Source organism: Streptomyces sp. NPDC058664 (assembly GCF_042716635.1).
Lineage (GTDB): Bacteria > Actinomycetota > Actinomycetes > Streptomycetales > Streptomycetaceae > Streptomyces.
The window spans coordinates 117,324-127,773 of sequence record NZ_JBHXRW010000023.1 but is presented as its reverse complement, the minus strand read 5'-3'; the positions used below and the strand labels follow the sequence as shown (position 1 = coordinate 127,773).

Sequence of the window (10,450 nt, the reverse complement as noted above, 5' to 3'; positions counted from 1 at the left end):
CCCGGCCCCCCCCCCGGTTGGGGTTTTTCGCGGCCCGGCCCGGGCTCCCGGCGCCGGGGGGGTCGGGGGGGGGGCGCGCCGGCCGCCCCCCCCCCCCCCACCGGAGCGTCGGAGAAGCCCGTCGGTCAGCCGAAGACGGCGAGGCTCTTGGCCTTGCCCCGCTGGTCCTCGACGAGCGCGAGCAGCTTCCCTTCAGGACCGAAGACCGCGACCGGACCCGCCGGGTACTCCGGCATCTCCAGGCGGACGCCGTTGAGCAGCAGCTTGGCCCGCTTCTCGTCGACGTCCCACCGGGGGAACGCCGCCGTGGCCGCGTCGGCGACCGGCATGACCGTGAGCTCCTCCTGGAGCTGGTCGAGCGTCTTCGCCGAGTCCAGCTTGTACGGGCCGACCCGGGTGCGGCGCAGCGCGGTCAGGTGACCGCCCACGCCGAGGCCCGCGCCGAGGTCCCGGGCGAGCGCCCGGATGTACGTACCGGAGGAGCAGACGACGGAGACGACCAGGTCGACGACGGGGGTGCCGTCCTCGGCCGTCGCCTCACGGACGTCGTACACCCGGAAGGAGGAGACGGTGACCGGGCGGGCCGGGATCTCGAACTCCTCGCCGCCGCGCACGCGCGCGTACGACCGCTTGCCGTCGATCTTGATCGCGGAGACCTTCGACGGCACCTGCATGATGGCGCCGGTCAGTTCGGCGACGCCCGCGTCGATGCCTTCTCGGGTGACCTTCGAAGCGTCGACCGACGCCGTGATCTCGCCCTCGGCGTCGTCGGTGATCGTCGTCTGGCCCAGCCGGATGGTGCCCAGGTACTCCTTCTCGGTCAGCGCGAGGTGTCCGAGCAGCTTGGTCGCCCGCTCCACGCCGAGGACGAGGACGCCGGTGGCCATGGGGTCGAGCGTGCCGGCGTGGCCGACGCGGCGGGTCTTCGCGATCCCGCGCATCTTGGCCACGACGTCGTGCGAGGTGAAGCCCGACGGCTTGTCGACGATGACGAGGCCGTCCTGGGGGCCCCTCCTGGCCGCGGCCGGAGGGGTGGTTGCTGCGTTGCTCATTCGGCGGCTTCGTCCTCGCCCGGCTTCTTGTAGGGGTCGGCCTCGCCCGCGAAGGTGGCGCCCGAGGACGCCTCCCGCACCTGGGCGTCGATGGCCCGCGCCTTGTCGAGGAGGTTCTCGATCGTCTTGGCGTTCTCCGGGAGGGCGTCGGCCACGAAGGTCAGCGTCGGGGTGAACTTGGTGCCGGCCGCGCGGCCCACGGCCGAACGGAGGATGCCCTTGGCGCTCTCCAGGCCGGCGGCGGCGCTCGCCCGCTCCTCGTCGTCGCCGTAGACCGTGTAGAAGACCGTGGCCTCCCGCAGGTCGCCGGTGACGCGGGTGTCCGTGATGGTCACGTGCGTACCCAGGCGGGGGTCCTTGATGCCGCGCTGCAGCTTCTCGGCGACCACCTCCCGGATGAGGTCTGCCAGCTTCTTCGCCCGCGCGTTGTCGGCCACTGGTCCTTCTCCTTCTTCGCCTTGCTCAAATCAGTCTTCATCAGTGTGGAGCCTGCGGCGCACCGACAGCAGCTCCACCTCGGGGCGGGCGGCCACGAGCCGCTCGCACCGGTCCAGTACGTCGCTGAGATGTGCCGTGTCCCCCGACACCATCGCGACGCCGATCTCGACCCGCCGATGGAGGTTCTGGCCGCTGACCTCCGCCACGCTCACCGCGAACTTCCGCTGGAGCTCGGCGACGATCGGCTTGACGACGGAGCGTTTCTCCTTCAACGAACGTACGTCGCCGAGGAGCAGATCGAAGGACAGTGTCCCCACATACATGTGTGTCCGGATGTCCCGCCGGTTCGGGTTCGGTGTTCCCGCCGACCACTCGGCGGGGACACCGGAAACCGTACACGCAACGGCCGGGGCCGATCGACGGAATACTTTCCGCCGACCGGCCCCGGCTCACTGCTGCGATCGGACGCGATCAGGCGCGCGGCTTCTCGCGCATCTCGTACGTCGCGATGACGTCGTCGATCTTGATGTCGTTGAAGTTTCCGAGGTTGATACCGCCCTCGAAGCCTTCGCGGATCTCGGTGACGTCGTCCTTGAAGCGGCGCAGACCGTGGATCGTGAGGTCCTCGGCGATGACCTTGCCGTCGCGGACGAGGCGCGCCTTGGTGTTGCGCTTGACCTCGCCGGAGCGGATGAGGACACCGGCGATGTTGCCCAGCTTGGACGAGCGGAAGACCTCGCGGATCTCCGCCGTACCGAGCTCGACCTCTTCGTACTCCGGCTTGAGGAGACCCTTCAGGGCCGCCTCGATCTCCTCGATGGCCTGGTAGATCACCGAGTAGTACCGGACGTCGACGCCCTCGCGCTCCGCCATCTGCGCGGCACGGCCGGCCGCACGGACGTTGTAGCCGATGACGATGGCGTCGGAGCCCATCGCCAGGTCGATGTCGGACTCGGTGACCGCACCCACACCGCGGTGCAGGACCCGGATGTCGACCTCTTCACCGACGTCGAGCTGGAGCAGCGAGGCTTCGAGGGCCTCGACCGCACCGGACGCGTCGCCCTTGATGATGAGGTTGAGTTCCTGGACCAGACCGGCCTTGAGCACCTTGTCGAGGTCCTCGAGGGACACCCGGCGGACGCGCTTGGCGAAGGCGGCGTTGCGCTCACGCGCAGCGCGCTTCTCGGCGATCTGACGCGCCGTACGGTCCTCGTCGACCACCAGGAGGTTGTCGCCGGCACCCGGCACGTTGGTGAGACCGAGCACCAGGACGGGAGTCGACGGGGTCGCCTCCTCGACGTTGTTGCCCTTGTCGTCGAGCATCGCCCGGACGCGGCCGTACGCGTCGCCGACCACCACGGTGTCGCCGATGCGCAGCGTTCCGCGCTGGACCAGGACGGTCGAGACGGCACCGCGACCGCGGTCGAGGTGGGACTCGATCGCAATACCCTGCGCGTCCTGGTTCGGGTTGGCCCGCAGGTCGAGCGAGGCGTCGGCGGTGAGGACGACGGCCTCGAGCAGGGAGTCGATGTGCAGACCCTGCTTGGCGGAGATGTCGACGAACATCGTGTCGCCGCCGTACTCCTCGGCCACCAGACCGAACTCGGTCAGCTGACCGCGGACCTTGGTCGGGTCCGCACCCTCGACGTCGATCTTGTTGACCGCGACGACGATCGGGACGCCGGCGGCCTTGGCGTGGTTGAGCGCCTCGATCGTCTGCGGCATGACGCCGTCGTTGGCCGCGACCACGAGGATCGCGATGTCGGTCGACTTCGCACCACGGGCACGCATGGCGGTGAACGCCTCGTGACCCGGGGTGTCGATGAAGGTGATGCGACGCTCTTCGCCGTTGACCTCGGTACCGACCTGGTAGGCACCGATGTGCTGGGTGATGCCACCGGCCTCGCCCGCGACGACGTTCGTCTTGCGGATCGCGTCGAGCAGTCGGGTCTTACCGTGGTCGACGTGACCCATGACGGTGACGACCGGCGGACGGGAGACCAGAGCCTCTTCGCCGCCCTCGTCCTCGCCGAACTCGATGTCGAAGGACTCGAGGAGCTCGCGGTCCTCTTCCTCCGGCGAGACGATCTGAACGGTGTAGTTCATCTCCTCGCCGAGCATCGTCAGCGTGTCGTCGGAGACGGACTGCGTGGCCGTGACCATCTCACCGAGGTTCATCATCACCGCGACGAGCGACGCCGGGTTGGCGCCGATCTTCTCGGCGAAGTCGGTGAGGGACGCACCGCGCGACAGGCGAATGACCTCGCCGCCACCGCGGGGAAGCATCACGCCGCCCACGGACGGGGCCTGCATGGCCTCGTACTCCTGGCGCCTCTGACGCTTCGACTTGCGACCACGACGCGCGGGACCGCCGGGGCGACCGAAGGCACCCTGCGTGCCACCACGTCCACCCGGACCGCCGGGACGGCCACCGAAGCCACCGGGACGACCGCCGAAGCCGCCGCCACCGCCGCCGGGACCACCCGGACGACCGCCGCCGCCACCGGGACCACCGGGACGGCCGGCGAAGCCGCCGCCGCCACCGCCGGGACCGGCCGGACGACCGGTGAAGCCGGGACGACCGCCGCCGCCACCGCCGGGACCTGCCGGACGGCCACCGGGGCCACCGGGACCACGGCCGCCAGGACCGGGGCGCGGGCCGGCAGCGGGACGCTGCGGCATCATGCCCGGGTTCGGACGGTTACCGCCGGGCGCGCCGCCCGGACGAGGAGCCTGCGGACGAGGCATGCCACCGGGGGTGGGGCGAGTGCCGCCCTGACCCTGGGGACGCGGGGCGCCGCCGGGGCCGCCCTGCGGACGCGGAGCGCCCGGAACGGCGCCGGGGCCGCCCTGCGGACGCGGGGCGCCGCCACCGGGACGGGGCGACTGCGGTCGCGCCATGCCGGTAGAGCCACCCGAGGTGAACGGGTTGTTGCCGGGACGCGGACCGGCCGGACGGGAACCGCCCGGACGGGGAGCACCCTGACCCTGCGGACGCGGGGCGCCCTGGCCCTGCGGACGGGGGGCCTGCTGGCCCGGACGGGCGGCCGGGCGGGGGCCCGGGGTCGCGCCGGCGGGACGCTCGGAACGCTGCTGACCGGCGGCCGGGGCCGACGGAGGCGCGGTGAACTCCGGGGTCGTCGGAGCCGGGGAGGCCGGCGCCGGCTTCGGCGCGGCCGGGGGCTTCGGACCCGGGGTGGGACGCGACGAACCGGCGGGGGCCGGCGTCGCGGGCTTCTCCGCTGCCGCGGGCTTGGGCGCCGCCGGGGCGGGCGCTCCGGGCTTCGGGGCGGCGGGACGTACTGCCTGCGCCGGGGACGGCGCGGGGGATGCCTGCGCCGGCTTCGGCGCGGCGGGGGAAGGCGCTGCCTTGCGGGGCGCGCCGGGCTTGGCAGCGGTCTTGCCGGCGTTGCCGCCGGGACCCTGCAAAGCGTCAGTCAACTTGCGCACGACCGGCGCCTCGATCGTCGAGGACGCCGAACGGACGAATTCACCGAGTTCTTGGAGCTTGGCCATGACGACCTTGCTCTCCACACCGAACTCCTTGGCGAGTTCGTATACCCGGACCTTAGCCACTTTGCTCCTTTGTGAGGTCCGGTTACCGCCGGACCGTCGCTACTTCATGGGCGTACTCATCGCGTACTCATCGAGTGCTCATCGCAATCTCGACCTACTTCCAACTCGCGAGGTACCTGACCGCACGGTGTTCCGTGCCGTACTTCTTCACTGCTGTGCCGACCGCTCGACGTGGTGACGGAGTTCCGCGGTGTCGAGCGGGCCCTGGACCCTGAAGGCCCTCGGCAACGCTCGGCGGCGGACCGCCAGGTCGAGACAGACCACGGCGGGGTGCAGGTACGCACCCCGGCCGGGCAGCGTACCGCGATGATCAGGAACGCACTCGTCCTTGCTCATCACGATCCGCAGCAGATCGCTTTTGGCCGCTCGCTCCCGGCATCCCACACAGGTTCGCTCAGGGCACGCGCGGGCATGCGTCCGGCCAGACACTATTAAGTCTACCTCCCCGTACCGACCTCACCTGTTCGGGGCAAGAATCGAACAGTTGTTGGCCAAAAACGGTCTCAGTCCTGCGGACCGCTCGGCTCCGTGTCCGGCCGGATGTCGATCCGCCAGCCGGTCAGTCGCGCGGCGAGGCGGGCGTTCTGGCCCTCCTTGCCGATCGCGAGCGACAGCTGGTAGTCCGGCACCGTCACCCGCGCGGAGCGGGCGGCCATGTCGACGATCTCGACCCTGGAGACCCGGGCCGGGGAGAGCGCGTTCGCCACCATCTCGGCCGGGTCGTCCGACCAGTCGACGATGTCGATCTTCTCGCCGAGCAGCTCCGCCATCACGTTGCGGACGCGGCTGCCCATCGGGCCGATGCAGGCACCCTTGGGGTTCAGGCCCGAACGGGTGGAGCGGACGGCGATCTTGGTGCGGTGACCGGCCTCACGGGCGATGGCCGAGATCTCGACCGAGCCGTCGGCGATCTCCGGCACCTCGAGGGCGAAGAGCTTCTTCACCAGGTTGGGGTGGGTACGCGAAAGGGTGACGGACGGACCGCGGACGCCCTTCGCCACCCGGACGACGTACGTCCGCAGCCGCAGACCGTGGGTGTACTCCTCGCCCGGCACCTGCTCCTGCACCGGAAGGATGGCTTCCAGCTTGTCGTCCAGACGGACCAGGACGTTCTTCGGGTCCTTGCCCTGCTGCACCACACCGGCGACGACATCGCCCTCGCGGCGCGCGTACTCACCGAACGTCACGTCGTTCTCGGCGTCGCGCAGCCGCTGCTGGATCACCTGGCGGGCGGTGCTCGCCGCGATCCGGCCGAAGTCGGACGGGGTGTCGTCGAAGTCCTTGGGCTCCTGGCCCTCCTCCAGGTCGGAGGGGTCTTCCTTCGCCCACACCGTCACGTGCCCGGTGGCCCGGTCCAGCTCCACGCGCGCGTGGCGGCGGGCGTCGGGGGTGCGGTGGTAGGCGATGAGGAGGGCCGACTCGATCGCCTCGACCAGCAGGTCGAAGGAGATCTCCTTCTCATGCGCCAAGCCCTTGAGCAGCTTCACGTCGATGTCCACGGCTACGCCTCCTCTTCCTTCTTGTCCTTGCGGTTGAACTCGATCTCGACACGCGCCTTGACGATGTCGGCGAACTCGACCCGGCGGGCGGTGGGCTTGCGCCCCTTCACGCCCGGCACCTCGAGGTCGAGGCCGTTCTCGTCCACGGCGAGGATGCGCGCGACCAGTTCCTCGGCGGCGCCGTCGGTGGTGAGCTGGAGCTTGACCAGCCGGCCGGTGGCGCGCTCGTAGTGGCGGGCTTGCGTCAGGGGGCGGTCGGCGCCGGGGGAGCTGACTTCGAGGACGTACTCGCCCTCGCCCATCGCGTCGGTCTCGTCGAGCTTCTCGGAGATCGCGCGGCTCAGCTCGGCACAGGCGTCCAGCTCCACGCCCTCGTCCGAGTCCACGACGATCCGCAGCAGTCCGCGGCGGCCGGCCCGGGAGACCTCGATCTCTTCCAGATCCAGGCCCTTCGCGTGGACCAGCGGCTCCACGAGTCCGCGCAGCCTGTCGCTCTGGGTGGTGCTCATCCGGGTGACTCCTCGGCCGCGTGTGCTGTTGTGTGTTCGTCGCGTGTCAGACCAAAGGGTATCCGGTCCCGGAGGGTGTTGCCGTCCACCGCTCCGGGGCCCGCGGGTACGCTCGCCTGCGGTGATCCGGACGATCTTCGACGACGTACCACGGCCGAGGGAGAGAGCGTGACGACGACGGGCAGGCGCGCACTCCTGACGGCGGGGGTCTCGGCCGCCGCCGCGGCGGCCCTGGCGGGCTGCACCTCCGAGGATCCGGGTCCCCGGAAGCCGAGCGCCGCTGAGCGAGAGGCCGCACGCGTGGCGCGGGCCGAGGCGGCGCTGCGGCTCCGCTCGGTGACCGCCTCCCGGACCCTGCTCGACCGTTACGACGCGGTGCTCGCCGCCCACCCGGCCCTGGCGCCCCGGCTGACCCCGCTGCGGCGTTCGGTGGCGGCGCACGCGAAGGCCCTCGGCGAGGGCGGTACGGCGGTGCGGCCCGCGACGGCCGCCCCGACCCCCGTCCCGACCCCGACGAAGACCGCCTCCCCCGCGCCCGTACCCGTCACGGCCGATCCCCGGGCCGTGCTCGAGGAACTCGCGGCGGCCGAGCGCACGGCCTCCGACGCGCACGCCGCCGCCCTGCTCACCGCCCCGCCCGAGTACGCCCGGCTGCTCGCCTCGGTGGCCGCCGCCGGCGCCGCGCACGCCTATCTGCTGACCGAAGGAGCACGGGCATGAGCGCCCTCGACGCCACCCAGGCGGCGCTGGCCGCCGAGCACGCGGCGGTGTACGGGTACGGGGTCGTCGGCGGCCGGATCGGCACCGAGCGGCGGACCGAGGCCACGGCCGCGTACGAGGCCCACCGGGCGCGCCGGGACGCGCTGCGCCGGGCCGTGCGCGACCTCGGCGGCACGCCGGTGGCGGCGGAGGCCGCGTACGAGCTGCCGTTCCTGGTCGCGGACCCGGCCGGCGCCGTGCGTCTGGCGGCCGTCCTGGAGGACCGGGTGGCCGGGGTGTACTCCGACCTGGTCCGCGCCACCGAGGGCCCACGGCGGCGCGAGGCCGCCGCCGCGCTGAGGGAGGCGGCGGTACGGGCCGTCCGCTGGCGCGGCAGCGACGTAACCTTTCCTGGGCTCGCCGAGCGGGTCTGAGCCCCGCCCCGACCGAAGGAACAACGCACGTATGGGTTTCGAACCGCCGCAGCGACTGGTGAAGGCGCTCGGTGAGACGTACGGGGACGCCGCCGCGACCGAGTGGCTCGGGACGCTGCCCGTCCTCGCCGCTTCCGTGCTCGACCGCGCCTCCCTGGACGTCGAACGGGTGGTGGCACCCGGCGGCCGGAGCAGCCTCGTCGTCCTCGTCCGGCGGTCCGACGGCTCCCCCGCCGCGCTCAAGATCGCGCCCCCGTTCGCCCGGCCGGACCGGGAGCGGGAGGCCCTCGCGCACTGGAACGGCTGGGGCACGGTCCAGCTCCTCGACGAGGCGGAGGACGGCTCCCTCGTCCTCGAACGGCTGCACCCCGAGGTCTCGCTGCGCTCCCTGCCGGAGGCCAAGGCGCTCCTGGAGGCGGCCGGGACCGTACGGAAGCTGTGGGTGGAGCCCCCGGCGGAGCACGGCTTCGAGACGGTGGCGGAGCGGACGGCCCGGCAGGCCTCTGCCATGGACCGCCACCTGGCCGACGCGGCGACCGGCGGGCTGACGGCCGCGGCGCTCGCGGCGCGCGAGGAGCTGGTGGCCGGCGCCGCCGAGACGGTGCTGCTGCACGGGAACTTCCGGCAGGGCAAGGTCCTGGCCGGCGACCGGGCGCCCTGGCTCGCCGTCGGCCCCGAGCCGCTGGTCGGCGAGCGGGCGTACGACCTGGCCCGGCTCGTACGGGACCGGGTCGAGGACCTGGTGGCCGCGGCCTCGGGCGCCTCGTCGGCCCGTCGGCGGGTCAACAAACTGGCCGACTCCCTGGACCTGGACCGGGAGCGGCTGCGCGGCTGGACCCTGTTCCGCGCGGTCGAGTCGGGCACGCGGGCGCTGACGGCGGGCCGGCGGCAGGATGCCGAGCTGCTCCTGGAGTTCGCGGGCTGGCTGTAAGGGAATACCCTTTTTGTACCGTTCGCCGGTTTTCGGCGTGCGGCGGCTCGATCCCAGGGGGCCGTGATGATCGAAGAGCTGCTCATGGCGGTGGCCGGCGCGGCCGCGGCGACCGCGGTCTACGTGGGCACGGCGGTGCGCGTGGTGAAGCAGTACGAGCGCGGAGTGGTCTTCCGCTTCGGCCGGCTGCGGGACGACGTGCGCGCGCCCGGCCTCACGATGATCGTTCCGGCCGTGGACCGGCTGCACAAGGTGAACATGCAGATCGTGACGATGCCCGTGCCCGCGCAGGAGGGCATCACCCGGGACAACGTGACCGTCCGGGTCGACGCGGTCGTCTACTTCAAGGTCGTCGACGCGGCCGAGGCGCTCGTCCGGGTCGAGGACTACAAGTTCGCGGTCTCGCAGATGGCGCAGACCTCGCTGCGGTCGATCATCGGCAAGAGCGACCTCGACGACCTGCTGTCGAACCGGGAGAAGCTCAACCAGGGGCTCGAACTGATGCTGGACTCCCCCGCGATCGGCTGGGGCGTGCAGATCGACCGGGTCGAGATCAAGGACGTGTCCCTGCCGGAGACCATGAAGCGCTCCATGGCCCGACAGGCGGAGGCGGACCGGGAACGGCGGGCGCGGGTGATCAACGCGGACGCGGAGCTCCAGGCATCGAAGAAGCTGGCGGAGGCGGCGCAGGTCATGTCCGCGCAGCCCGCGGCGCTCCAGCTGCGGCTGCTGCAGACGGTGATGGCGGTGTCGGCCGAGAAGAACTCGACGCTCGTCCTGCCGATCCCGGTCGAACTGCTCCGGTTCCTGGAGCGGGCGACACCGGGCTCCGGTGCGGGGCACGCGGAGACGATGACGCACCTGCACGGGATGCCGCCGCCGGTGCCGCCGCGGACGGAGGCGTATCTGGCGGGGCGGGCGGACGCGGCGGACGCGATCGAGGACCTGACGGGCACGTCGGTGGAACCGTCCCCTCGCGAGGACGGTTCCTGACCCCGGGCGCCACGCGCCCCGCCCCACCGTTGTGGGCGTCGCTCCGCAAGGGGCCGACCGTGCCCCGCCCTACCGTTGTGGGCCCCTCGCCCCCGCCGTGCCCAGGCTTCCGGGCCTGAACGTGCACCACGGGTGCGGCGCCGTCGTTGGGTCGTGCCCACCCTCCCCCAAGCTCTCGGCTTCGCTCGAGCAGGGGGACCCCATCGCCCTTGCGGAACAGATGCCCACAACGGTCCGGGCAGCGCGGGCGCGGCCCGGGGCGGGGTCGGCCCGGAGCGCGCCGGAGCCGGGGCGGGCGCGGCCCGGGCCGGGGCGCGGG

The 10,450-nt window shown here is 72.3% G+C and carries 11 protein-coding genes; 4 read left to right on the top strand and 7 right to left on the bottom strand.

Features of this window, described 5'->3' with window-relative positions:
- Positions 1 to 125: 125 nt before the first annotated feature.
- From truB to rimP, 7 genes are all read right to left on the bottom strand, one after another.
- The gene (gene truB / locus ACFWUY_RS20435; protein WP_384110200.1) at positions 126 to 1,052 is read right to left on the bottom strand and encodes a tRNA pseudouridine(55) synthase TruB; all 927 of its coding nucleotides are present in this window, start codon (positions 1,050 to 1,052) and stop codon (positions 126 to 128) included.
- The gene (gene rbfA, locus ACFWUY_RS20430; RefSeq protein WP_384110194.1) at positions 1,049 to 1,489 is read right to left on the bottom strand and encodes a 30S ribosome-binding factor RbfA; all 441 of its coding nucleotides are present in this window, start codon (positions 1,487 to 1,489) and stop codon (positions 1,049 to 1,051) included. Before rbfA ends, truB begins: the two co-directional genes overlap by 4 nt.
- Before the next feature lie 30 nt (positions 1,490 to 1,519).
- A complete protein-coding gene (locus ACFWUY_RS20425) occupies positions 1,520 to 1,813 on the bottom strand; it encodes a DUF503 domain-containing protein (RefSeq protein WP_384110189.1) in 294 nt (97 codons plus the stop codon).
- Positions 1,814 to 1,961: 148 nt separating this feature from the next.
- Positions 1,962 to 5,066, bottom strand: a complete 3,105-nt coding sequence (gene infB, locus ACFWUY_RS20420; protein ID WP_384110181.1) for a translation initiation factor IF-2 — start codon at positions 5,064 to 5,066, stop codon at positions 1,962 to 1,964.
- 147 nt (positions 5,067 to 5,213) lie between these two features.
- Positions 5,214 to 5,495, bottom strand: coding sequence for a YlxR family protein (locus ACFWUY_RS20415; protein ID WP_384110177.1), 282 nt, complete (start codon positions 5,493 to 5,495; stop codon positions 5,214 to 5,216).
- A gap of 74 nt (positions 5,496 to 5,569) precedes the next feature.
- A complete protein-coding gene (gene nusA, locus ACFWUY_RS20410) occupies positions 5,570 to 6,565 on the bottom strand; it encodes a transcription termination factor NusA (protein WP_384110169.1) in 996 nt (331 codons plus the stop codon).
- A gap of 2 nt (positions 6,566 to 6,567) precedes the next feature.
- Positions 6,568 to 7,074, bottom strand: coding sequence for a ribosome maturation factor RimP (rimP, locus tag ACFWUY_RS20405; protein ID WP_384110164.1), 507 nt, complete (start codon positions 7,072 to 7,074; stop codon positions 6,568 to 6,570).
- Positions 7,075 to 7,242: 168 nt separating this feature from the next.
- Between rimP and ACFWUY_RS20400 the strand changes: the two genes are divergently transcribed.
- From ACFWUY_RS20400 to ACFWUY_RS20385, 4 genes are all read left to right on the top strand, one after another.
- Positions 7,243 to 7,794, top strand: coding sequence for a hypothetical protein (locus ACFWUY_RS20400; RefSeq protein WP_384110157.1), 552 nt, complete (start codon positions 7,243 to 7,245; stop codon positions 7,792 to 7,794).
- Positions 7,791 to 8,207, top strand: coding sequence for a ferritin-like domain-containing protein (locus tag ACFWUY_RS20395; RefSeq protein ID WP_384110148.1), 417 nt, complete (start codon positions 7,791 to 7,793; stop codon positions 8,205 to 8,207). The genes ACFWUY_RS20400 and ACFWUY_RS20395 overlap by 4 nt, the downstream gene beginning before the upstream one ends.
- A 31-nt stretch (positions 8,208 to 8,238) precedes the next feature.
- Positions 8,239 to 9,138 carry an aminoglycoside phosphotransferase family protein gene (locus ACFWUY_RS20390; protein WP_384110142.1) on the top strand — a complete coding sequence of 300 codons (900 nt, stop codon included), beginning with the start codon at positions 8,239 to 8,241 and terminating at the stop codon, positions 9,136 to 9,138.
- Between the two features lie 66 nt (positions 9,139 to 9,204).
- Complete coding sequence (locus ACFWUY_RS20385; RefSeq protein ID WP_384110135.1) at positions 9,205 to 10,131, top strand: slipin family protein; 927 nt, start codon at positions 9,205 to 9,207, stop codon at positions 10,129 to 10,131.
- Positions 10,132 to 10,450: the final 319 nt, after the last annotated feature.

What these genes read in the sequence shown, in the direction of transcription:
- truB (WP_384110200.1), bottom strand. Translation starts at nt 1,052, where the DNA reads ATGAGCAACGCAGCAACCACCCCTCCGGCCGCGGCCAGGAGGGGCCCC.
- ACFWUY_RS20425 (WP_384110189.1), bottom strand. Translation starts at nt 1,813, where the DNA reads ATGTATGTGGGGACACTGTCCTTCGATCTGCTCCTCGGCGACGTACGT.
- rimP (WP_384110164.1), bottom strand. Translation starts at nt 7,074, where the DNA reads ATGAGCACCACCCAGAGCGACAGGCTGCGCGGACTCGTGGAGCCGCTG.
- ACFWUY_RS20395 (WP_384110148.1), top strand. Translation starts at nt 7,791, where the DNA reads ATGAGCGCCCTCGACGCCACCCAGGCGGCGCTGGCCGCCGAGCACGCG.
- ACFWUY_RS20390 (WP_384110142.1), top strand. Translation starts at nt 8,239, where the DNA reads ATGGGTTTCGAACCGCCGCAGCGACTGGTGAAGGCGCTCGGTGAGACG.
- ACFWUY_RS20385 (WP_384110135.1), top strand. Translation starts at nt 9,205, where the DNA reads ATGATCGAAGAGCTGCTCATGGCGGTGGCCGGCGCGGCCGCGGCGACC.